The 23,028-nt window shown below is 60.2% G+C and carries 23 protein-coding genes; 10 read left to right on the forward strand and 13 right to left on the reverse strand.

Features of this window, described 5'->3' with window-relative positions; genetic code table 11:
- Positions 1-18 precede the first annotated feature (18 nt).
- From AACS24_RS20950 to AACS24_RS21000, 11 genes are all read right to left on the reverse strand, one after another.
- Entirely contained in the window at positions 19-678 is a 660-nt protein-coding gene (locus AACS24_RS20950; RefSeq protein WP_108571886.1) for a YceH family protein, read from the reverse strand.
- Positions 679-918: 240 nt separating this feature from the next.
- Positions 919-1,134, reverse strand: a complete 216-nt coding sequence (locus AACS24_RS20955; RefSeq protein ID WP_108571887.1) for a YdcH family protein — start codon at positions 1,132-1,134, stop codon at positions 919-921.
- 272 nt (positions 1,135-1,406) lie between these two features.
- The gene (locus AACS24_RS20960; RefSeq protein ID WP_108571888.1) at positions 1,407-2,018 is read right to left on the reverse strand and encodes a hypothetical protein; all 612 of its coding nucleotides are present in this window, start codon (positions 2,016-2,018) and stop codon (positions 1,407-1,409) included.
- Between the two features lie 11 nt (positions 2,019-2,029).
- A complete protein-coding gene (locus AACS24_RS20965; RefSeq protein WP_108571941.1) occupies positions 2,030-3,376 on the reverse strand; it encodes an MATE family efflux transporter in 1,347 nt (448 codons plus the stop codon).
- 121 nt (positions 3,377-3,497) lie between these two features.
- Positions 3,498-5,321, reverse strand: a complete 1,824-nt coding sequence (locus AACS24_RS20970; protein ID WP_033114283.1) for a SulP family inorganic anion transporter — start codon at positions 5,319-5,321, stop codon at positions 3,498-3,500.
- A gap of 71 nt (positions 5,322-5,392) precedes the next feature.
- Positions 5,393-5,983, reverse strand: a complete 591-nt coding sequence (locus tag AACS24_RS20975) for a nucleotidyltransferase family protein (protein ID WP_108571889.1) — start codon at positions 5,981-5,983, stop codon at positions 5,393-5,395.
- Positions 5,970-6,230, reverse strand: coding sequence for a GNAT family N-acetyltransferase (locus tag AACS24_RS20980; protein ID WP_033114285.1), 261 nt, complete (start codon positions 6,228-6,230; stop codon positions 5,970-5,972). Before AACS24_RS20980 ends, AACS24_RS20975 begins: the two co-directional genes overlap by 14 nt.
- Before the next feature lie 176 nt (positions 6,231-6,406).
- Complete coding sequence (locus tag AACS24_RS20985) at positions 6,407-7,591, reverse strand: iron-containing alcohol dehydrogenase (RefSeq protein ID WP_041208619.1); 1,185 nt, start codon at positions 7,589-7,591, stop codon at positions 6,407-6,409.
- A 17-nt stretch (positions 7,592-7,608) separates the two neighbouring features.
- Positions 7,609-8,127 carry a hypothetical protein gene (locus AACS24_RS20990; RefSeq protein ID WP_041208617.1) on the reverse strand — a complete coding sequence of 173 codons (519 nt, stop codon included), beginning with the start codon at positions 8,125-8,127 and terminating at the stop codon, positions 7,609-7,611.
- The gene (locus AACS24_RS20995; protein WP_033114288.1) at positions 8,108-8,698 is read right to left on the reverse strand and encodes a TetR/AcrR family transcriptional regulator; all 591 of its coding nucleotides are present in this window, start codon (positions 8,696-8,698) and stop codon (positions 8,108-8,110) included. Before AACS24_RS20995 ends, AACS24_RS20990 begins: the two co-directional genes overlap by 20 nt.
- Positions 8,699-8,709: 11 nt before the next feature.
- Positions 8,710-10,155 (reverse strand): coniferyl aldehyde dehydrogenase, encoded by a 1,446-nt coding sequence (locus tag AACS24_RS21000; protein ID WP_108571890.1) that lies wholly within the window; start codon positions 10,153-10,155, stop codon positions 8,710-8,712.
- A 212-nt stretch (positions 10,156-10,367) separates the two neighbouring features.
- Between AACS24_RS21000 and AACS24_RS21005 the strand changes: the two genes are divergently transcribed.
- The 3 genes from AACS24_RS21005 (at position 10,368) to AACS24_RS21015 (ending at position 12,312) form a co-directional block, all read left to right on the forward strand.
- Positions 10,368-10,661: a hypothetical protein gene (locus AACS24_RS21005; RefSeq protein WP_019446630.1), complete on the forward strand. Its 294-nt coding sequence runs from the start codon at positions 10,368-10,370 to the stop codon at positions 10,659-10,661.
- Positions 10,662-10,872: 211 nt separating this feature from the next.
- Positions 10,873-11,856 (forward strand): nucleoside hydrolase, encoded by a 984-nt coding sequence (locus AACS24_RS21010; RefSeq protein ID WP_108571891.1) that lies wholly within the window; start codon positions 10,873-10,875, stop codon positions 11,854-11,856.
- Between the two features lie 126 nt (positions 11,857-11,982).
- A complete protein-coding gene (locus AACS24_RS21015; RefSeq protein WP_033114291.1) occupies positions 11,983-12,312 on the forward strand; it encodes a DUF3634 family protein in 330 nt (109 codons plus the stop codon).
- An 87-nt stretch (positions 12,313-12,399) separates the two neighbouring features.
- Here AACS24_RS21015 and AACS24_RS21020 read toward each other — a convergent pair whose 3' ends face one another.
- Together AACS24_RS21020 and AACS24_RS21025 are read right to left on the reverse strand one after the other, a co-directional pair.
- Positions 12,400-13,605 (reverse strand): c-type cytochrome, encoded by a 1,206-nt coding sequence (locus tag AACS24_RS21020; protein ID WP_108571892.1) that lies wholly within the window; start codon positions 13,603-13,605, stop codon positions 12,400-12,402.
- Complete coding sequence (locus tag AACS24_RS21025; RefSeq protein ID WP_108571893.1) at positions 13,602-15,527, reverse strand: NAD(P)-binding protein; 1,926 nt, start codon at positions 15,525-15,527, stop codon at positions 13,602-13,604. The genes AACS24_RS21020 and AACS24_RS21025 overlap by 4 nt, the downstream gene beginning before the upstream one ends.
- A 613-nt stretch (positions 15,528-16,140) precedes the next feature.
- Between AACS24_RS21025 and cyoA the strand changes: the two genes are divergently transcribed.
- From cyoA to AACS24_RS21060, 7 genes are all read left to right on the forward strand, one after another.
- Positions 16,141-17,184: a cytochrome o ubiquinol oxidase subunit II gene (gene cyoA, locus AACS24_RS21030; RefSeq protein WP_108571894.1), complete on the forward strand. Its 1,044-nt coding sequence runs from the start codon at positions 16,141-16,143 to the stop codon at positions 17,182-17,184.
- A gap of 2 nt (positions 17,185-17,186) precedes the next feature.
- Entirely contained in the window at positions 17,187-19,163 is a 1,977-nt protein-coding gene (cyoB, locus tag AACS24_RS21035) for a cytochrome o ubiquinol oxidase subunit I (protein ID WP_108571895.1), read from the forward strand.
- Between the two features lie 4 nt (positions 19,164-19,167).
- Entirely contained in the window at positions 19,168-19,782 is a 615-nt protein-coding gene (locus AACS24_RS21040) for a cytochrome o ubiquinol oxidase subunit III (RefSeq protein ID WP_108571896.1), read from the forward strand.
- Positions 19,783-20,112, forward strand: a complete 330-nt coding sequence (locus tag AACS24_RS21045) for a cytochrome o ubiquinol oxidase subunit IV (RefSeq protein WP_033114297.1) — start codon at positions 19,783-19,785, stop codon at positions 20,110-20,112.
- An 11-nt stretch (positions 20,113-20,123) separates the two neighbouring features.
- Positions 20,124-21,017 carry a heme o synthase gene (gene cyoE / locus AACS24_RS21050; RefSeq protein ID WP_108571897.1) on the forward strand — a complete coding sequence of 298 codons (894 nt, stop codon included), beginning with the start codon at positions 20,124-20,126 and terminating at the stop codon, positions 21,015-21,017.
- A gap of 167 nt (positions 21,018-21,184) precedes the next feature.
- On the forward strand, positions 21,185-22,555 hold the full coding sequence (locus tag AACS24_RS21055; protein WP_108571898.1) for an MFS transporter: 1,371 nt from the start codon (positions 21,185-21,187) through the stop codon (positions 22,553-22,555).
- Positions 22,556-22,615: 60 nt separating this feature from the next.
- Positions 22,616-22,990, forward strand: coding sequence for a DUF805 domain-containing protein (locus AACS24_RS21060; protein WP_033114300.1), 375 nt, complete (start codon positions 22,616-22,618; stop codon positions 22,988-22,990).
- Positions 22,991-23,028 lie beyond the last annotated feature (38 nt).

Genomic DNA, 23,028 nt, shown 5'->3' on the forward strand with positions numbered 1-23,028 from the left:
AGCTGGCGTGGCAGGGTATCAGCCCTGGCCATCCAGCGCCGCCAGCCGGGCTTCCATGGCGGCCAGACGGGCCTTGAGTTCGCTCACCTCCAGCTCCAGTTCGCTCAGGCGATCCGCCGCAGGAGAGGCGTAGGTTGCTGCCGGAGCGGCTTCCATCATCGCCTGAATATCCACTTCACCGCTAAAGAGGTGGGCGTAGCGGGATTCGCGCTTGCCCGGTTCACGCGGCAGTTTTACCACATAGGGGCCGCGCTCGATGAGCTGGGTCAGCACCGTATCCACTTCGGTCACGTCATCAAAACTGCACAGTCTATTGGTGCGCGAGCGCAGCTCACCCGGAGTTTGCGGGCCACGCAGTAGCAGCTCGCAGATGATACCGAGCTCTTGAGCGCTGAATTTGAGTTCGCCAAATTCGGTGTTGCAGAATCTGTGCTGATAGCGGGGCACCCGGGCGTTGAAACCGGCGGTATTGACCACCAGTCGCCGGCGGATCAGTTCGTCAACCACGGCGCGGATGTCGAGCTCGGCAAGCTCCAGCACCGGCTCGCGGTTGCTCTTCTGGTTGCAGGCATTGACCAGTGCATTGAGGGAGAGGGGATATTGATCCGGGGTGCAGATCTCTTTTTCAATCAGGCACCCGATGACACGGGCCTCCAGCGGGCCAAGTACTAACTCCATTTCCTACTCCCTAGCAAATCGCGATATCAAGAGCCCCTATCTTAGCCATGGCCTCTGCTCCGTCCAGTTTTGTCAGCCATTTTTGCGAGCGTGCAGAGGGGTTGGTGAAACCGTCGCCAGCAGGAGGAGCCATTTGATTGCTATTTCTTGGCATGGAGTGAGATTGAGTGGGTAATGAAAAGCCCGGCTCTCTGGCCGGGCTGAAGGATAAGTTGCTTATCCTGATATTCGTCGAGGCATCTATTGTGGATGTTGCTTGAGGATTTCGTATATCTCCTCTTTCAGTTTAAGTTTCTGTTTTTTCAGATCCTTCACCTCGGAGCTGTGGTCACTGGCGTGATGCTTTTCCAGCTTCCTAATCTCCTCATCCAGGTCGTTGTGCAAGTCAAACTTCTTCTGGAAATGGACATCACTGCTCTTCAGTCTCGAGATGAGTTCTCTGTACTCTGGGAACATGTAATGGAGCCTCCTTGGTTTCGTTTGATTGTGCCTGTAAGACCAAGCTACCCCTTAGCGACGGTGATAAACGTGATCATGATCGAATTTAGGGGCAATGATTGGATATACTTGAAAGGCTATTTTTAAGGCATTGAATTGACTCGTAATAAATGAGTTTTCAATTCAAGCTATGGGCCAAAACGTGGCTCGGATCACATCACTGGCATGATGCCGGCGAGCGGCAGAGAGCAAAAAGGGGCCTTGTGGCCCCTTTCCTGTGATGAGGGGAATCACCCCTTATCCTTGTCAGTCTGATCTTTCTTCTTTTTCTTTTCAGGCAATGGTTTGCCGTCGCGATGGATAACCTTGCCCGCTTCGAAGCCGATCTGGGCGGCCAGTTCTTCAAGATCCGGCGACTTGGCCTGATCGCCAACTGCGTAACGGTAGTTGGCCACGGAGAGGCGCTCGGCTACCGGGGTATTGGCAACAATCGGTTCACGCCAGCCCTGTCCGATATGAGCAACCAGAGTGCCGTTCATCAGCAGCTCACCGATGATCTCCTGAGTCGGGTTGCCCTTACCGTAGGTGAGCCCCTGCGGGTGCTTCTTGCCTGTCAGCGGCTCATTGCTGGCGGGGATCAGCTTGGTGCGGATCAGCCACTTGGGTTTTTTGGTGTTGCCCACCGCTTTGCCGGTCTGGTACTCGTTGATCTTGATGGTCTTGATCATCTGGGCCATGAAATCCTTGGTCAGCGCCTTCTGGGCCTCGCTGCTCTCATCGATAACGATGGGGGCCACATACCAGGTCATGGTGGCTTGAGTCTTGGGGGCTGCGGGCGCGGTTTGCGCCATGGTCAGAGGGCTGAGCAGCAGGGCAGTCAGCAAGAGTCCGATTTTCTTCATTCTGATTCCGCTTATGTTTCAACTAGGATTTTGTTTTGCCAGCGACGACTGCGCCAGCGCCAGAACATGGCCAGACCGCGAACCCACTCGTCGCAGGCGAGCGCCAGCCAGATGCCTACCAGTCCATAGCCCTGCATGATACCAAGGAAATAGGAAAGGGGTACGGCAATTCCCCACATGGAGAGCAGTGCCATGTAGAGGGGGAAGCGGGCATCACCCGTTGCGCGCAGGGCGTTGATCACCACCAGATTGAAGGTGCGGCCTGGCTCGAGGATGAGGCTGATGAGAAAGAGCTGCGCCACCTGGGTGATGATGTCGGGGTCATCGGTAAAGAGGCTGATGATGGTGCGGCCATTAAGCGCGGCCGCCACGGCGATGACGCAGGTGACTGCAAGCCCGAGCTTGAGGCTCTTGAGCAGCTGTTGATAGGCGCGGTCAAACTGTCTGGCGCCCGCCAGATGGCCGATGATGATCTCGTTGCCAAGGCCGATGGAGAGGCCAAACAGCAGGATGAACAGGCAGATCTGGAAGAAGTAGGACTGGGTCGCCAGCGCCTTGTCCCCCAGCAGGCCGACAAAAGCGGTCACTACCATGAACTGCAGCATCCAGGAGAGGTTCTCGCCGGCGGCAGGCAGGCCGATATGGAGCACCTTGCCCAGCATCTCCCGGCTTGGGTGAACGATGTCGCGGATCTTGAGGTGGATGCCGGTTTTGCGTGCCACCAGCCAGACCAGCATCACCACGCCCACCAGACGCCCTGCTACCGTGCTGATGGCAACCCCCGCCACGCCCATCTGGGGCAGGCCAAACCAGCCGTAGAGCAGCAGCAGGTTGCCGACAAAGGTGATGAGGTTGACGATGAGAGTCACATACATCGCCTGACGGGTATGGCCGTGGGCGCGCAGAGTCGCCGCCAGACAGAGCGCCGCCGCTTCAGGCAGCAGGCAGAGACCGATGATCTGCAGGTAGAGGGTGCCATCACTCATCAGGTTGGCTGGCAGGTTCATCAGCGCCAGCATGGTGCTGGCGCCCGCCATGACCCCGATGGCCGCCACCAGACCGATCAGCAGGTTGAAGCCGATGGCGGTGTTGATCACCACCCGGCTGCGCTCCCTGTCACCTGCCCCCAGATACTGGGTGATCACCACGCTGGTACCGATACTGACGAAGCTGAACAGGGTGATGGCCAGATCGAATACCTGATTGCCGACCGCCAGCGCCGCGACCCCCTGATAGGAGACATGTCCCACCATGAAGGTGTTGAGTGCGCCGGTCAGAAAGTGGAGGGCGAGATCGATAAAGAGCGGCCAGGTCAGCGCAAAGAGCGTGCCCGGGCCGGCGTGGGATTGAGTTTGCATGGCATGTCCAACAGCTGGGACGGCACGATCTGGTGCCATCTGGTCGGGCATTTAACACCAAGCGCGGAGCGGGTGCAATCCTTGGCCGGAGACTCTCCGGCCAGAGGAGCTAGCCGACGGATTAGGCCGGCGTGGTACCCGCCTCCTGCTCGCAGGGGAGGGTAAGACGCGCCGAGTCGGGCAGGGCATCATCCTGTGGCCAGCGGGAGAGGATGGCATCCGTGGTACTTTCGACCACATCGTCATCCCTGAACACCGGCTCGCGGTAGCAGCGGGTCATGCGCAGCGCCTGATACATGTCGGGGCAGAGGATGATCCCCTCGTCGCCCACCCGCACGCCAGCCTGCTTGAGCCAGTGGGTCATCTGGCCGTGGCGTCCCGCCATCACCATATGGATGCCGCGCCGTTTCAGATCCTTGTGCAGCTCCCCCACCATGCTCATTACGCTGATGTCCTGATGGGTAAAGCAGGCGACGGCATCGATCACCAGACACTTGGGATTGTGAGGATCCTGCACCAGCAGGGCCATGACTCGCCGCTTGAAGTAGGGGGCGTTGAAGTAGGTGAGCGGTGAGTTGAAGCGATAGACCAGAATACCCGGGATCGCCTTGGCCTGCTCGTTGTCCCCCAGGGTGCGTACCACCCCTTCGTCATCCATACCGAGCAGCTGGTCGGTGGGACGCATCACATTGCGCAGGAACTGGAACAGCCCCAGCAACACGGCAAGGGTGATCCCCGGGATCACCCCCATGGTGAGCACGCTGATAAAGGTGACCAGCGCCAGCCAGAAGGCGGCGCGGTCGGAGTGGCGCAGCGCCCAGAGGCCGCGAAAGTCGGTGAGCGACAGGGATGCCATCACCAGCACCACCCCGAGGGCTGCGGTCGGGATGTATTGCAGTGGCGCAGTGAGGTAGAAGGTGATGAGGGCGATTACCCCGGCGGCGATGATGGAGACCAGCTGGCTCTTGCCGCCGTTGGCATCGTTGACCGCGGTGCGCGAATCCGCACCGCTGATGGCAAAGCCCTGGGAGATGGCAGAGGCGAGGTTGGCCATGCCGAGCGCCCGAAACTCCTTGTCCGCATCGATTTCGTAGCCGTTTTTGGCGGCAAAGCTGCGGGCGGTCAGCATCATGGAGACGAAGCTCACCATGGCGAGGTTGAGGGCCGGCAGTACCAGCTCCCGCATCAGTCCCGGGGGAAACTCCGGCATCTGGAAGGCGGGCAGGCCGGAGCCTACCTTACCGAGGGTCGCGATATGGTACTGCCCGAGGTTGAGTGCCCACACCAGTGCAGCGGTGATCACCATGGCCACCATGGAGGAGGGCCAGGCTGGCCGGAAGCGCTTGGCCAGCAGCAGGGTGGCCAGTGCCACCAGACTCATGGCCAGGGTCGGCAGATGGGTCTGGGTGATGTAGGTGGTGCCGTTGGCGATCCGCTCGATGAGATAGCGCTCGCTGAAGGTGAAGCCGAAGATCTTGGAGAGCTGGCCCACCATGATGGTGATGGCCACACCGTTGAGCAGCCCCATCAGGATCGGGCGGGAGAGAAAGTCCGCCAGCACCCCCAGCTTGAAGCGGCTGGCAATCAGGCACCAGAAGCCGGTCATGGCGGTCATGGTCATCACCAACTGCCAGTGGCGGGTCGGGTCGCCAGCGGCCAGTGGCGTCACCACGGCGGCGATGACCGCACAGGTGGCGGCATCAGGGCCGACGATCAGCTGGCGGGAGGTGCCGAACAGGGCATAGACCAGCATGGGCAGGATGCAGGAGTAGAGGCCGACGATGGCGCCGACCCCGGCGAGCTCGGCATAGGCAATGGCCACGGGCAGGGCCACCGCAGCGACCGAGAGTCCAGCGCGAAGGTCAGGCATCAACCAGGCGCGCTGGTATTGCAGCAGGGCGGCGAGGCCCGGTAGCCAGCGTTCGAGAGAGAAGAAGTCGCGCATTATTTAACCCATTGAGTTACAACCAGCTTTTACCCTAGTGTGCCCAAGGTTATCGAAAGATTGCAATCAGGTTATGGCCAGTTTACCTGAAGGTCAGGCCAGAGGGTCTGCCACTGTTTCTCCTTGATGCGCTGGGTGAAGATCTGTTTGTCCTGGCGGCATCTGGGGTTGGCACTCACTTGCAACGACCAGTTGATGGCAAAGCCATAGGGGGCAAGCCACTCGAACTCGCCATCTTGGGTCAGGCGCACGCCGATGCAGGTGGGCACCTCGACCCAGTGGCTGAGCGCTTCAAGGCTGCTGGCAAACGGCGCCACCAGCTGGCGAGTGTGCATACGGGCCTGATTGCGCACCTCCCACTGCTGGCCGGGCAGCCGTTTGGCGAGCCAGGCTTCGTGCTCCGCTTCGGCCAGCCCTTGCGGGTCGCTGCTATCGAGGTAGATAAGGTCGATATCGTTGAGCGGGGTGGGCTCGGTTTTGTGGTGGAGATGATCCCAGATGAGGTTGCGGATAAAGCCGGCCCCCAGCGCCCAGTCGGTCAGATTGAGCTCGGCGGCGGCTTGCAGGCAGGCCATCCGCTGTGGATCGGCCCGCAGCAGCGCTTCGGTTTTGGCTTGGAAGGCTTGTTCTTGCTTGGGATCTAATGGCTCAACTATTGGCATTTCGGCGTAACCAGACGTCAATGTAACTGCAGCTGGGCACTATAGTGAGCCCCTCTGCCTGAGTCCAGTTGAAGAGGGCGCGGGCCAGCTGATCGGCAATCCCCTGCACCCGCAATTCGGGCGGTACAAAGGTGCTGTAGGCATCGATGGTCTTGGCATCGAGGCGCCGGTAGCGCAATCTCGACTCCTTCCCCTCCACCATACAGATGAATTGCTGCTGGTTGGCCTGATGAATGATGTCGCTCATGGTGGGCACCTCTGGCATGAAGATGGCTGTCTGCACAATAACTGTTAGCCAAGGTATAGAACAGATAACGGCAGCATGGGGTCAATATCCTCCCCTGATGTCTCCTCTCTGTGTCATATCGGGATCCTGCTCAAAAGATACCCGGCGCTCTGCCGGGTATCTTTTGTCTGCGTGATTCAGGCCCAGGCCCGCTCCAGCAGAGTGAGCAACTGCTCACGGTCGGCATCCTTGCGATTGAACAGCATGGCTCCGTCGTTGACCGCCAGATCCCGTATCTCCCCGAGCAGCGAGCGATCGCTCACCCCCGCCTCGCTCATGGTGCGCGGCAGCTTGACCGCCTGCCAGAGGGTATCGCGCAGGGTACGGATGGCGGTGATGGTCGCCTCGGCTCGCAGGTGGGCCGGGGTGGCGGCAAAGCGCTCGGCTCCCACCAGCGGCAGCAGCAGGCGGGCCAACTCGTTATCCACCTCGGGGCGGTTGTAGTCGAGCACGGTAGGCAGGAAGAGGTTCATGCACAGGCCGTGGGGCAGATGGCAACGGGCACCCAGACTGTGGCCGAGGGCATGCACCAGCCCCACCATGGAGTTGGAGAAAGCCATGCCCGCCAGTGTGGAACCTTCGGCCAGCTGCAGCCGCAGCTGCTTGTTTTGCGGATCCTTGAGGATGAGAGGCAGGGCATTGGCGATCTTCTCTACCGCCATCAGGGCCAGCGCATCGCTTACCGGGTTTTTGGCGGTGCCGATAAAGGCCTCAATGGCATGGGTCATGGCATCCATGGCGGTGGCTGCGGTGATGTTGAGGGGCAGTCCCTGAGTCAGACGAGGGTCGAGCACCGCCAGCTGTGGCAGCAGGAAGGGGGAGGTGAAGGGCACCTTGCGCCCGCTCGCCTCATCCTTGATCACCGCCACCAGCGTTACCTCGGAACCTGTGCCAGCGGTGGTGGGCACCACCGCCAGCGGCTTGAGGGGGCGGGTCAGGCAACCGGCGCCCGAGTAGTCGAGCAGGTGTTCACCACCCATGGATGCCAGGATATTGGCCGCCTTGGCGGTATCGATGACCGAGCCGCCCCCCAGTGCCACCAGACTGTCGCAATCGAGCTCGGCGTAGCGTTTGGCGATCCGCTCCACCACCGCAGTGGAGGAGTCGGCCGGGATCTCGTCCCAGATGGCGGCAACCGGCAGCTCCCCCTCGGCCAGTACATTGGCCAGCAGGGTGGCAAGACCAGTGGCATTGACCCCCTTGTCGGTCAGCAGCAGCGGGCGGCGAGCACCAAGGCTTGCCAGCTCGCTGGCCAGCTGCTCCAGCGCCTGTTCACCGGCCAGCAGTTTGACCGGACAGAAAAAATCGTAATAGCGGCTCATATCAAGGCTCCTTGCGCTCAGCCGGTTACCAGACCCAGATAGATGTTGCAGGCACGGCCAAGCTTGTTGCGCTGGGCCGGATAGTGGCGCAGCAGCGGCCGCGCGATAAAGGCGGGCAGGATCAGGGACTGCAACTGCTCAAGCCCCCGCACCAGATGCATGGCGGTGGTCAGGTCCCCCTCTACCAGCAGCCGGTTTTCACTGAACGCCTGATTGACCCCGAGCCGAAAGCTCAAGGCGCGAAACGCGATATTGGGGTGCTTGAAGCGCACCCGCAGCGGATGGATGGTGGCATGGGGTGCTGCCGGCGTGCCGGGATACCAGCGCCCTCCTTCTTTATGCATGTTCATGGCGTAATCAAGCCCCCCCACCTCAAGACGAATGGCCAGGCCATCCGGCAAGGGGGCCAGTTCGCGGCGCACCGCCTCGTCGATACGGGCGGCGCGGCAGAGGGTACGGCCCACGACCCAGAGCAGAGTGGTGATCCAGAGGCGGCGGCCCAGTGTGGCCAGAGATTCAACGGTCGGAGTTGTCATAGGGGTTGGCTCCTGAGATGGCTGACCAGAAGAGGGCAAAGGCACTGGCTTGCCAGTGGGCATCCTGCCCAAGCTCGGGTTGATCGACAAAGAGTGATGCGCAGGCGAGGAACTGCCCCTGACACACCTCCAGCAACAGCGGCGCGGGGGCCTGCATCAGCTCGCCGCTGGCCTGCCCTTTTACCAGCAGAGCGGGCAGAAAGCGCAGGGTATCGTTCAGGATTTGGCTGCGGGCCGGGCGCGCCAGCAGGGGGGAGTGAAAGAAACCCAGCACGAATTTGAGCTCGTTGGGGTGGGCCAGCATCCAGCTCATCGCCTGCTGCCAGTAGTGGTGGATCTGCTCGCGCAGTGCCAGCTCGGGATCGGCTTCGCAGATGGCTGCGCCCATCCGGGTCTTCACATCCTGATAGAGCTGGAGGATCAGTGCCTCCTTGCTCGGAAAGTGGTGGAAAAGGGTGCCGTTGGCGACCCCGGCCGCCTTGGCAATGCGGGCGGTGGCAGCCCCCTGCAGACCATCTTCGGCGCAGAGGGCGAGGGCTGCATCCAGGATTTGGCGGCGCTTGTCGGTCATGGCGGGCTCCGTCAACGCAGGAAGAAAGCCATCATCAGCTTCAGGATCCAGCTGTTGTAGGGCGGATGGATCAGGGAGCCGGTGGTGAACTTGCCGCGGGTCAGCACGGTTTTCGCCTTGGAGAAGGTGAGAAATCCCTCGTGGCCGTGGTAGTGGCCCATGCCGGAGGCGCCGATGCCGCCAAACGGCACATCATCAGCCGCCACCTGGAACAGACTCTCGTTGATGGCCATGCCGCCGGAGTGGGTCTCCCGGGTCACCCGCGCCTGCAGCTCGGGATCGAAGCTCATCAGGTAGAGAGCCAGCGGGCGGGGACGTTCGGCGATATAGGCGAGCGCCTCCTCCAGCGTGTCGTAGGGAATGAGCGGCAGCAGCGGGCCGAAGATCTCCTGCTGTATCACCTGACAGTGGCCCGGCACCCCGGTCAGCAGATGCGGGGCCAGGAGGCGGCGCTGATCATCCCGCGCCGGAGTGGCGCAGGGGTGGAGTTGGGCTCCCGCCTGTTTGGCCTCATCGAGCCAGCTGACCAGCCGCTGATACTGGCGATCGTTGATGATGGCGCCGTAGTCGGGGCTGGCGAGCCCGGCAGGGTAGAGCTTGGCAAAGTGGTTGCGATAGGCGGCGATAAAGTTCTCCACCTCGCTGCGGGGCAGCAGCACATAGTCGGGGGCAACGCAGATCTGGCCAGCGTTAAGGCTCTTGCCGAAGATCATCCGCTCGATGGCGGTCTCAACCGGCATGTCGGGGGCGATGAGGCAAGGGCTCTTGCCACCCAGCTCAAGGGTGAGCGGGGTGAGCTGGGGCGCGGCGGCGGCCATCACCAGCTTGCCAACCATGGTGGAGCCGGTGAACAGCAGGTGATCGAAGGGGAGCGAGCTGAATGCGGCCGCCATCTGGGCATCCCCCTCTATGACGGCGATCTCGTCCTCGTTGAAGGTGGTGGTGAGCAGTGCTCGCAGCACGGCGTTGGTGTGGGGAGTGAACTCGGAGAGTTTCAGCATCGCCCGATTACCTGCCGCGATGGCGGTGATGAGCGGGCCGAGGCTCAGCATCACCGGAAAGTTCCACGGCACTATGATGCCGACCACCCCGAGCGGCTGGAAGTGTACCTCCACTTTGGCGGGGGCGAGCAGCAGACCGGCATGGCGGCGATGGGGCTGCATCCAGCGCTTAAGCCGCTTCTGGGTGTAGTTGATCTGCATGATGCAGGGGAGGATGTCGGCGATCTGGCTGTCGTAGTGGCTGCGCTGGCCATAATCCTGCGCCAGCGCCGTGCAGAGCTGCTCCTTGTGAGCCAGCAGCGCCCGCTTGAGTTTGGTCAGTTGGGTTCGCCGCTCGGCCAGTGTCGGCATGGGGTGTTCCCGGCTCGCCCGTTTGAGCCGCTCCAGCTGCTCGGGCAGGGCCAGCTTGATGGCGAGGATATCCTCCGGACTGTGCTGATGCGGTGCGACTCCCATGTTCTTCTCCGTCTGAAAAACAACCGACTGATTGGTCGGTCTAAATCTAGTCGTTTGTTGCGCAAGTGTAAAGCTGGCATCATCTGCCCCTGCCACCGGCAGCTGGACGCAAGAGAGAACTGTGTTCCTCCCCACACTTTTGTGGTTTGCTCGTTGGTGGCTTATCTAATAAGAGGTAGTTTTTGGCTATTCACATGCACGGAGGGAGCATTATGACCAGGGAATTGAACAGCTTGTTGACCCGGCTTGAAGATGTGGTTGAGCGGATGCCGGATTGCTTCAACACTTACGAATTTGCCCAGAAGCTGGCGCTGCAATATCAGCCGGAGTTCTTTGCCGCCGGCCACTCGCTGGCCGAGCACGAAGGCAAGGTGTTGCGGGTGCTGCATCAGAAGATTGCCGAGGCGCTGGCCAGCTGCGATGCGGTGATTGAAGGGGCTCTGCTCCCCTGCGTGACCCCTTGGGGAGAGAAGTCCACCTCGCCGCGTTGGCACCGTAAACGCTGAGCGGCAATGCCGGGAACCTGGTTCCTGCACAATAAGATAATGAATCGTAATGGCGCGGCCCCAAGTGGCCGCGCCATTTTTTGTTGTGGGGGGTGTGGATCGTTGATGCGATGCCGGAAAGTGCAAACAAAGGTTCAGGGTGTGATCCCCTGCCGGGATAAAGGGCGGCGAGCCCGGTAGACTCCCCCTTTTGTCGCTGCAGGGAGGTCATATGACTGACAAGATCCAGACTCACAAGATTATTCTCGACACCGATCCGGGCATCGACGATGCCATGGCCATCCTCTTTGCCGAGGCGCACCCCGCCATCGAGCTGCTCGCCATCACCACCGTTTTTGGCAACGCCACCATCGCCAATGGCACCCGCAACGCCCTCTGGCTCAAGCAGAAGTACGGCATGAAAGCGGATGTGGCCAAAGGCGCAGCGGCGCCGCTGCTGCGCGAGCCGGTCGGCCCCACCACCATAGTCCATGGCCCGAGCGGCTTTGGTGACCTGGAGGCGGGAGAGGTGACTATTGCGCCCGATCCCCGTCCCGCCTGGCAGTATATTGTCGAGGCGGTCAAAGCGGCGCCGGGGGAGATCACCCTCGTCACCATCGGGCCCCTGACCAATCTGGCGTTGGCGCTGCAGCAGGCGCCCGAGATTGTTTCACTGGTGAAACAGGTGGTGGTGATGGGGGGCGCTTTTGGTATCAATGGTCATCGTGGCAACGTCACCCCCTATGCCGAGGCCAATATCCACGACGATCCCGATGCTGCCGACCGGGTCTTTACTGCCGACTGGCCGGTGGTGATCATCGGGCTGGATGTGACCCAGCAGAGCTTTTTCAGCGGCGACTATCTCGATGCGCTGCGCGACGAAGCAGGTGAGCCGGGCCAGTTCCTGTGGGATGTCAGCCGATTCTACCTGCGCTTTTACTCCGAGAAGCTGGGGCTTTCCGGCTGCCATGTTCACGATCCGTCCGCCATCGCCTATGTCATTGACCCGACCCTCTTCACCCTGCGCGAGGGGCCGGTGCGGGTGATCAACAGTGGCCCGGCCATCGGCCACACCCTGCAAAAGTTTGATGGCAAGCGCCACTCCCACGATGGCTGGGCCGATTTTCGCCCACAGCAGGTCGGAGTGGCAGTGCGTGATGAGGCCTTGCTGGCTCTCTATCGTGAGACGCTGGTGGCCTGGGGCAAGCGCCGTTAAAAGTCCTCGACGGTCTGGCGGTGATTCGTGGTGGCGCGCGTTGCGTTGCGGCTGTGATCCCCGCCAAACAATCGCGGCGCACAGGTGCTTATACTGCCTGATATCAAGACGTTAGGAGGGATTGGGATGGCCTGGATTTCCTTGATAGTGGCGATAGCCCTGATCTGGTGGTTGATGAAGCTGGGGCGTGGCGCCCTGTTCGAGATCCGCCTTGCACCCGGCAAGGTGGTGGTCAAGCAGGGCAAGGTGTCGCCCGCCTTTATTGAGCATGCCAAGCAGATCCTGCGCCACGAAACAGTGCGTGGACGCATTGTGGGACATCGCGATGGCGACGGGGTCAAGCTGGTCTTCTCCCGCTCCATCCCCGAGCCGGTGGCCCAGCGTTTTCGCAATATCTTCCCCTATGGCGACTACCGTCACGTCGCCGCCCCGGGCGCCAAGCCACGCAAAGGGTAAAGCAGTCCGAGTGCATCAGATAGCAAACGGGCCTCCAGTGGAGGCCCGTTTTTTTATGGCGCTTGGCCAAGAGAGAGCGGCTTGCCCTTACTCCTTGCCATGCAGCTCGCGCTGGGCCTTGACCGCAGAAGCCTTGATCGCCTGCCCCTCGTTGCCCCAGGAGGCGCGCAATGTATTGACCAGTTCGGCGATCCGCTCGTCATCCATGGTCCAGCCATAGCCCGGCATGTGGTAGCCGAGATGACCGCGGGTGATGGGCGTCTCGGCACCATGCAGCAGCACGTTGAGCAGGCTCGCCGGATCGTCCGCCAGCACGGTGCGGTTGTTCACCAGCGAGGGAATGACGTGGTCATTGCCCTTGCCATCGACCCCGTGGCAGGTGGAGCAGTACATGGCGTAGTCCGCCTTGCCGCCGGCACTGGCATAGGCGCGGGCTCCTTTCGCTACCGCCGGCTCCTCTTTCAGGTCGGTGAGGTAGGTGGCGATGCTGGCCAGATCGGCGTCGCTGAAATACTGGCTGCTGTGAGTGATCACTTCTGCCATTGGGCCTGCGACCGCCTGATGTTGGCTGCGGCCGGTTTTCAGCAGGTCGATCAGCGCCTGCTTGTCGTAGCGGTTGCCGCGAATGTCGGGGGCATACCAGCCGTCGAGGGCGGCACCGCTCAGGTAGACGGGATCCGCCTCGGTCAGCGCTTTCTCCTGCATGCCAAGCCCACGCGGGGTGTGGCAGCTGCCGCAGTGACCGGCACCCTGCACCAGATAGGCGCCGCGGTTCCACTCTTCGCTCTTGCCAGCGACCGGGGTGAAGCGGCTGTCATCGTGATAGACCCAGTTCCACCCCATCAGCGGCCAGCGCATGTTGAGCGGCCAGGGTATATCGCTCTCTTTGTTGGCCACCGCCAGCGGCTGCACATCCTGCATCAGGTAGTGGTAGAGGGCGGTGAGATCCTCGTCGCTCATCTTGGCGTAGGCGGTGTAGGGCATAGCCGGATAGAGGCGATGCCCATCGCGGGCCACCCCTTCGCGCATCACCTTGATGAACTCCGGCAGGCTGTAATTGCCAATGCCGTGAGTCTTGTCGGGGGTGATGTTGGTGGCAAACACGGTGCCGATGGGGGTAGGGAACCCTTTGCCGCCAGCCAGCGGTTTGCTTGCCTCGCTGGTGTGACAGGCGGCGCAATCGCCCAGTTTGGCTACATACTCACCCACCGACATGGCGGGAGCCGCGTGAGCGGCAAGGGCGGGCAGCGCCAGCAGCAGGGCGCTGGCAGTCAGTGACAGGGCGCGGCTCATTGGGCACCTCCCTTGGTCATGGCGACCAGCTCGTTGACGGCGCGCCACGCCTCGTCGATGGCGGCGTGGGCGTAGGGACTCCAGCCCGAATCCGAGTTGGCGATGGTGATGTTGCCGACCGGCTTGCGCCCCAGCTCGATCCACTTCTCGCATTGCTCCTCGTCATCAAACAGGGTGTTGGTGACATAGGAGTAGCCGTGAGACCAGCGGTTGACCGTGATGGCGAGGATATCCTGCTCATGGTTGAAACCGGCGCTGCCCAGCATCCCCTGCAGCTGTTCGCGGATCATCTGTTCATGCTGCTCGAACGGCATGCCGAGGATCATCGCGCGCCCCTTGCGGGACTGTTCGCGGGCCGACAGACCGCTGCCCGGCAGGGTTGGGACATAGACCATGTGCAGGCACATCGGCTGATCCGGGTTCTTGGGATGCTCATAGCCACCCATGCTGACCGGATAGTCGAGCTTGACCCGGCTGTAGGGGGCGGCCGGGGAGTAGACCTCGTGCACCCCCAGCTTGACGAAGGCTTGCCAGTTTTTGATCACCACCTTGGTGTAGACCAGCGGCGCCTTGACGTTCTGGCGCAACGCCTCCTTCTGGGGCTCCGGCATCTCGGGCACCATGTAGGGGATCATCATGTTGTAGCCAGCCATGATTGACTGCTTGGCGCGCACCCGGTGCAGTTTCCCCTCCTTGATGTAGGTGACGTCCACTGCCAGCTTGCCATCGGCGAGGCGCACGTTTTTCGCCTGCAGGGCGGTACTGCCAAGGCGCAGCTGCACCTTGTGCTCCGGCAGGTCGAGCTTGCTGTAGTCAAACTTGGCCAGCACCACATCCTGCATGGTGTGACCCGGCGCCACCTGCGGGATGAGTTTGCGCACCATCAGGCGGGTGAGGCCGGCATTGCCATCCGGGAAGTGGAAGATATAGGGATCGTCGAGCTCGGCCTGCTCCTCGGCATCGAGCGGAGTCAGGTTGAGGCCGCCAAAGCCGGGCAGGGCACAGAGGCGCGCATCGGCGCAGGCAGTGGCATCGATGCCGACTGCCTGGAAGTCGTTGGTTCGCTGCTGGAAGTAGGTGATGGCACGTTCGCTCAGGCCCACCTTGTCGCGCAGGAAGGTGGTGTAGCTGTTGCGGGTGATCCACTCATCCTGCTGCTCGCGGCTCATGCCGCTCAGGTAGTCGGTCTTTTCTTCATGCAGGGCCAGCAGGGCGGCCTTGTCGGCATCATCCAGCGGGAAGTCACCGATAAACTCCGCCAGCGGACGACCGTTAAGACGATCGCGCGGGATGTCATCCGCTACGTTATGGCCCGGATCACCGTTCACTATCTTGTTGACGCCAAAGTGCTTCTCGTCGAAATAGACGCCGCGACTGAGCCCCAGATCAGGATAGAAAGTCTGCTGGAAACCGGCGGCCAGTTCATCGATGTTGACCTCCAGCGCCTTGAGCAGACCGAGTGCCACCGGGCTGTAGACCGAGCGCGGTGATTGCAGGGATTCACTGCCGCCGTAACCCAGACGCAGGCCATCGGGAGTGGTGAACTCGTTGCGCTTGGCGTGGCCGCCGAAGTCATCGTGGTTGTCGAGCAGCAGGATCTTTTTATCCGCGCCGAGCAGTTGCTGATAGAAGCAGGCTGCGGCCAGACCGCTGATGCCGGCGCCGACGATCACCAGATCGACCTCTCCCTCAAGGGGGACATTGGCAAAGTCATACTGTTTGCCATCGCGGGCGATGCTGTGGGCCGGTTCGAAAGAGCCCGGGTGGTTGCCGCGCAGGCCGGTGAGGGCGGGCGGGTAGACCAGCGTCTTGTCAGCCAGCGCGCTGCCGCCTTCGGCAGCCTTGAGCAGGTTGATGGGGGCGATGCCTGCTGCGATGGTGATGGCGACGCCATTGAGAAAATCTCTGCGTGTGATGCTCATGGCAATCCCTGTTGTTTGAAGCGTTGAAAAAAAGCACAGAGCTGAAATGGTAGCTGGCAAGCAGCAAGGGGACGCAACCTACCGTCATATCCCGGTAGAGTCCATGGCTTTGATAATAACTTATTAAACAGGATGATGAAGCTTGTAATGGCCAAAACAGGGGTAGATGTCTCCACTTTGCATATTTATGAGACAAAACCTTGCCGAATCCATGGAATTAATTTGAAATTATTTTGATTAATTATGGTTTTGATTGAGTTCCTTTTCGTTTTTCATATTTCCAGAGGGCACAAAAATAGTGCGGAAATAGTGCATGTATTTTATGCAGATAGTTCAAATTCCGTTATTTGACCATGAATAGTACAAGGTTAATTGCGTGCGGTTCTCTTGCTCTGACGCCAAGCTGATTGAAATAAAAGCAGGGTGCGATGAATTAATGAACGACCGATTTTATGCAGCGGGTTATTGGTCATCGGTTAACAACTGTTACATGCAAACGCCAACTCGGGCACAACATCGAGATTAATTTTTCATGTTGTTCACATAGTCAGGTTTTGTTCAGAATGATGCGTTTTTTTTACAACTTTAGCCTTGCGAAGATAAAGGACGCTGCATGAAACCTTTTGCATTAAAGAGGGGTTTGGGTGCCTTGCTGTTGCTCGCGGCCGCCGGCATGCTGACTGGCTGTGACATGGCTCTGATGAGCCCCAAAGGGCAGATTGGTCTGGAACAGAAATCACTGATACTGACGGCCCTTGGCCTGATGTTAATCGTGGTGATCCCTGTAATTATTATGGCCGTGGTATTTTCTCGTAAATACAGAGCTTCGAATACCGACGCCAAATATACACCTGACTGGTCTCACTCCAACAAGATTGAAGCGGTTGTCTGGACCGTTCCCGTCATTATTATCGTTATTCTTGCCACCATTACCTGGAAAACATCTCACGAACTGGATCCTTACAAACCGCTGGATTCCACGGTGAAACCGATTCAGGTCGATGTTATTTCCCTCGACTGGAAGTGGTTGTTTGTCTATCCAGAACTGGGTATTGCATCGGTTAATGAATTGGCATTCCCGGTCAATACGCCGGTCAATTTCCGGGTCACCTCCGATACCGTGATGAACTCCTTTTTCATTCCGCGTCTGGGCGGCCAGATATATGCGATGGCGGGCATGCAGACCAAGTTGCACCTCATCGCCAACGAGCCGGGCCAGTATGACGGCATCTCCAGCAGCTACAGCGGTGCCGGTTTCTCGGGCATGAAGTTCAATGCCATCGCTACTCCGGATCAGGCCGGTTTTGATGCCTGGGTTGCCAAGGTGAAGGCATCGCCAAAACAGCTGATCACCATGGATCAGTTCAATGCGCTGGCCAAACCGAGCGAGTTCCATCCGGTGGAGTACTTCTCCAGTGCCGACCCGAAACTGTTTGTCACCCTGATCAACAAGTTCATGGGTGACATGAAGCACGGCCAGCATCAGGGGATGACCCACGAGATGCCCATGGCGCAGGGGGAGACCATGACCCATCAGGGGATGGATCACTCACAGATGAACCATGGCGACATGGCGCAAGACGAACACATGGATCATGCCGGCCATATGAACATGGCAATGGATGACAACTCTGTGAAAGCGGGATCCGAGGAATAACGATGTTTGGAAAATTAACGCTCGACGCCATTCCGTACCATGAACCCATCATCATGGTGACGGTGGCCGGAATCATTCTGGGGGGGCTGGCCATCGCCGGTCTCATTACCTATTTCGGCAAGTGGCAATATCTGTGGAAAGAGTGGCTCACCTCGGTGGATCACAAGCGCCTCGGGATCATGTATCTCATCCTCGGTATGGTGATGCTGCTGCGCGGCTTCGCCGATGCGGTCATGATGCGGACTCAGCAGGTGATGGCCTCGGCCGGCAGCGACGGCATTCTGCCACCGCACCACTACGACCAGATCTTCACCGCGCACGGCGTCATCATGATCTTCTTCGTGGCGATGCCGCTGGTGATCGGTCTGATGAACATTGTCGTGCCGCTGCAGATCGGCGCCCGTGACGTGGCCTTCCCCTTCCTCAACAACGTGAGCTTCTGGTTCACCGCCGCCGCCGTGGTGCTGATCAACATCTCCCTCGGGGTTGGCGAGTTTGCCCAGACCGGCTGGCTGGCCTATCCGCCGCTGTCGGGGCTGGAGTACAGCCCGGGGGTAGGCGTCGACTACTGGATCTGGAGTCTGCAGATCTCGGGTCTGGGCACCCTGCTGACCGGCGTCAACTTCTTTGCCACCATCATCAAGATGCGCGCCCCGGGCATGACCATGATGCGCCTGCCGGTGTTCACCTGGACAGCTCTGTGCGCCAACATCCTGATCATCGCCTCCTTCCCGATCCTGACCGTCACGGTGGCCCTGCTCACCGCAGACCGTTACCTCGGCACCCATTTCTTTACCAATGACATGGGTGGCAACATGATGATGTACATCAACCTGATCTGGGCCTGGGGTCACCCCGAGGTGTACATACTGGTGCTGCCGGTGTTCGGGATCTTCTCCGAAGTGGTGGCCACCTTCAGCAAGAAGAAGTTGTTCGGTTACACCTCGCTGGTGTGGGCGACCGTCGCCATTACCGTGCTCTCCTTCATCGTCTGGCTGCACCACTTCTTCACCATGGGCTCCGGCGCCAACGTGAATGCCTTCTTCGGCATCACCACCATGATCATCTCCATCCCGACCGGGGTGAAGATCTTCAACTGGCTGTTTACCATGTACCGCGGTCGTATCGAGTTCACCTCGCCCATGTTGTGGACCGTCGGCTTCATCATCACCTTCAGCATCGGCGGCATGACCGGGGTTCTGCTCTCCGTGCCGGCGGCCAACTTCGTGCTGCACAACAGCCTGTTCCTGATCGCCCACTTCCACAACGTCATCATCGGCGGAGTGGTGTTCGGCTGCTTTGCCGGTATCACCTACTGGTTCCCGAAAGCGTTCGGCTTCAAGCTCAACGATGTCTGGGGCAAGCGCGCTTTCTGGTTCTGGATTGTCGGCTTCTTCGTTGCCTTCATGCCGCTCTATGTGCTGGGCTTCATGGGCATGACCCGTCGCGTCAGCCAGCATCTGGATCCCCAGTTCCATGGCTGGCTGGTGGTGGCTGCCTGTGGTGCCGCGTTGATTGCCGTGGGTGTGCTGTGTCAGGTGATCCAGCTGGTGGTCAGCATCCGCGACCGCGAGCAGAACCGCGATCTGACCGGTGACCCCTGGGGTGGCCGCACCCTGGAGTGGGCAACCTCTTCACCGCCGCCCTTCTACAACTTCGCCATCGAGCCGAAGATCAAGGGGCTGGATGCCTTCTGGGAAGCCAAGCAGGACGGTTCTGCCTATCAGCAGCCCGAACACTACGACCCGATCCATATGCCCAAGAACACCGGGGCCGGGGTCATCATCGCAGGCTTTGCCACCGTGTTTGGTTTTGCCATGGTCTGGCACATCTGGTGGATGGCCATCGCCGGCTTCGTCTGCATGATCGCCAGCTGGATCATCCACAGCTTCAATGACGACGTGGATTACTACGTGCAGGTTGACGAGATCGAACGGATCGAGCGTCAGCATTTTGAAAATATCAACAAGGTGGCGTGAAGCAATGGCGACCGACGTTCTACATCACACTCACGACGGTGCCCATGACCATGGGCACCACGATGCCGGTGCCAACAAGGTATTCGGTTTCTGGATCTACCTGATGAGTGACTGCATCCTGTTTGCATGCCTGTTTGCAACCTATGCAGTCCTGGTCAATGGCACCGCCGGCGGCCCGAGCGGCAAGGATATCTTCGAGCTGCCGTTCGTGTTTGGCGAAACCATGCTGCTGCTCTTTAGCAGCATCACCTTCGGTTTTGCCATGCTGGCGATGAACAAGAACCAGCTATCCGCCGTCAACGGCTGGTTGCTGGTGACCTTCGTGCTGGGTGCCGGCTTTATCGCGATGGAGATCTACGAATTCCATCACCTGATCGCCGAGGGCTATGGCCCGGATCGCAGCGCCTTCCTCTCCGCCTTCTTCACCCTGGTCGGTACCCATGGTATCCACGTGACCAGCGGCCTTATCTGGATCATCGTGATGATGGTGCTGGTGGCCAAGAAGGGGCTGACCGAGCGCAACCGCTCCCGCCTGATGTGCCTGAGCCTGTTCTGGCACTTCCTCGACGTGGTGTGGATCTGCGTCTTTACCGTGGTCTATCTGATGGGGGCAATGTAAATGAGTCATTCCGTTGACAATCACGGCGCCAGCCACGGCAGCGCCAAGAGCTATCTGACCGGCTTCGTGCTGTCAGTCATTCTGACCGCGATCCCGTTCTGGATGGTGATGGATGGCTCCGCTTCCCACGCGACCGTGCTGGCCACCGTGGTCGGCATGGCGGTGGTGCAGATCTTCGTCCATCTGGTCTACTTCCTGCACATGAACACCTCGTCCGAAGAGCGCTGGAATCTGGTGGCACTGGTCTTTACCGTGCTCATCATTGCCATCGTGATCGTGGGCTCCCTGTGGATCATGTACAACCTCAACATCAACATGATGGTCCACTGAGCAGGCTGGCAATGATGATGAAGCAATACCTGCAAGTGACCAAGCCGGGCATCATCTTCGGTAACCTCATCTCGGTTATCGGTGGATTCCTGCTGGCCTCCAAGGGGAGCATGGATCTGCCCCTGTTCATTCTGACCATGGCCGGTGTATCACTGGTGGTTGCCTCCGGTTGCGTGTTCAACAACTACATCGACCGGGACATCGACTGCATCATGGAGCGCACCAAGAACCGTGCTCTGGTGAAGGGTCTGATCGCCCCCGGCGTATCGCTCTGGTACGCCACTGCGCTCGGCATTGCGGGCATTGCACTGCTCTACTTTGCGGCCAATCCGTTGGCCGCTCTGCTGGCGGTGCTGGGCTTCATTGTCTATGTGGGGGTCTACAGCCTCTACATGAAGCGTCGCTCGGTTTACGGTACTCTAGTTGGCAGTCTCTCGGGCGCCGCGCCGCCGGTTATCGGCTACTGTGCGGTGAGCGGTCAGTTCGACTCCGGCGCGCTTATCCTGCTGGCGATCTTCAGCCTGTGGCAGATGCCGCACTCCTATGCGATTGCCATCTTCCGCTTCAAGGATTATCAGGCGGCCAACATCCCGGTATTGCCGGTGGTGAAGGGGATCCCGGTGGCCAAGCTCCACATCACCCTCTACATCCTGGCCTTTATGGTGCCGACCCTGATGCTGTTCCTCGGCGGTTATGCTGGCTACAAGTATCTGGTGGTGGCCACTGCGGTGAGCGTCTGGTGGCTGGGGATGGCGCTGTCTGGCTACAAGCAGATGGTGGATGATGCACTCTGGGCCCGCAAGCTGTTCATGTTCTCCATCGTCACCATCACTTGTCTCAGCGTGATGATGTCGGTGGATTTCCAGCCCGAGGCCGCTCCCGTGCTGGTGAGCATGCTGCCCTGACAGTGTGACTCGCACCCCTAAAAAGCATGAAATCCAGAGCCGGGAACTTTCCCGGCTCTGTTATTATGGGGCCGCCCAGTCGGGCACTTTTCCCGTATATCGGGTGTGGCATGGCAGCTGTCGGCCACCCCATTACTCTTCCTTTTCCCTGACCTATCGAGGCCATCATGAATGATTTCACCATGACGAGGGGCGAGCTCCGTGCCACCTGGGCGCTCGGCTCCGTCTTCTCGTTGCGCATGCTCGGCATGTTTATGGTGCTGCCGGTGCTGACCACCTACGGCATGTCCCTTGCGGGTGCCTCCGAGGCGTTGATTGGCCTTGCCATCGGCATCTACGGCATGACCCAGGCGCTGTTCCAGATCCCGTTCGGCCTGCTCTCCGACAAGGTGGGCCGCAAGCCCCTCATCGTCGGCGGCCTGCTGATGTTTGCTCTCGGCAGCGTGATCGCGGCGCTGACCCACTCCATCTGGGGGGTCATCCTCGGCCGCGCTCTGCAGGGCAGTGGCGCCATCTCCGCCGCCGTGATGGCACTCTTGTCTGATCTCACCCGCGAGCAGAACCGCACCAAGGCGATGGCTTTTATCGGGGTAAGCTTTGGCATCACCTTTGCCATCGCCATGGTGACCGGCCCCCTCATCACCCATGCGTTGGGGCTCTCCGGCCTGTTCTGGCTGATCGCCCTGCTGGCGCTGGCGGGCATCGCCGTCACCCTCTGGCTGGTGCCGACCCCGAGCGACCACCTGCTCAATCGCGAGTCCGGCATGGTGAAGGGGGGGATGCGCACCGTGCTGACCAACCCGCGCCTGCTCAAGCTCAACTTCGGCATCCTCTGCGTGCACACCCTGCTGATGTCGAGCTTCGTGGCGCTGCCGCCGCTGCTGGAGCGCGCCGGTTTGCCCCGCGACAGCCAGTGGCAGGCCTATCTGGTCACCATGCTGATCGCCTTCGTCAGCGTGGTGCCCTTCATCATCTATGCCGAGAAGCGTAGAAAGATGAAGCTTGTGTTCCAGATCTGCGTGCTGGTGATGCTTGTCGCGGAGCTGGTGCTCTGGCAAAGCGGGCTGCAGCTGTGGGGCCTGCTCGCCGGGTTGCAGATCTTCTTCATCGGTTTCAACGTGATGGAGGCGCTGCTGCCATCCCTCATCAGCAAGGAGTCCCCCCCCGGCTACAAGGGCACCGCGATGGGGATCTACTCCACCAGCCAGTTTATCGGGGTAGCCATCGGCGGCAGCCTCGGCGGTCTGTTCTACAGTCTGGGCGGTGCAGCGCTGGTGTTTGGCGGCTGCGCCGTGCTGGCGCTGGTCTGGCTCGGTGTCAGCCTCACCATGCAGGAGCCCCCTTATGTGAGCAGTCTGCGCATCGTGCTGCCGGAAGGGGTGGAGGCCAATACGGCTCTGGAGCAAAAGATCCGCGCCTGCGACGGGGTGAGCGACGTGCTGCTGGCCGCTGCCGAGCGCTCTGTCTATGTCAAGGTGGACAGCAAGCGCATTAGCCGCCGGGATCTGGAGCTGCTGGTCATCGACGGCTGGCACTGATCGCGCTAAGCTCGGTTCGGATCTGCAACTACTTGTTTTTGAAAACAGTCTGGAGGCGAAATGAACTGGTATATCTCGGTACTCAAGCAATATGCGGTATTCAGCGGGCGGGCCCGTCGCACCGAATACTGGATGTTCGTGCTCTGCAACGTCGTCTTCATGTTGCTGGTGGGGATGGTGGATCGGTTGATTGGCAGCGACAAGGAGATCCTGAGCTCCATCTACTCGCTGGCGGTGTTGATCCCGTCTCTCGCCGTGGCGGTACGCCGTCTGCACGACACCGACCGCAGCGGCTGGTGGTTGCTGATCGGCCTTATCCCCGTTATCGGTACCTTGGTGCTCATCTACTTTATGGTCTGCAACGGCCAGCAGGGGCCGAACCGCTTCGGCGATGATCCCAAAGCGGGCACCTCGCAGGGCTTTATCGCCAGCTGACAGGTGCGGCGAAACGTACAAACGAAAGAGGGAGGCAA

The sequence above is a fragment of the Aeromonas sp. HMWF016 genome (assembly GCF_963878195.1).
In the GTDB taxonomy this organism is placed as follows: domain Bacteria; phylum Pseudomonadota; class Gammaproteobacteria; order Enterobacterales; family Aeromonadaceae; genus Aeromonas; species Aeromonas lacus.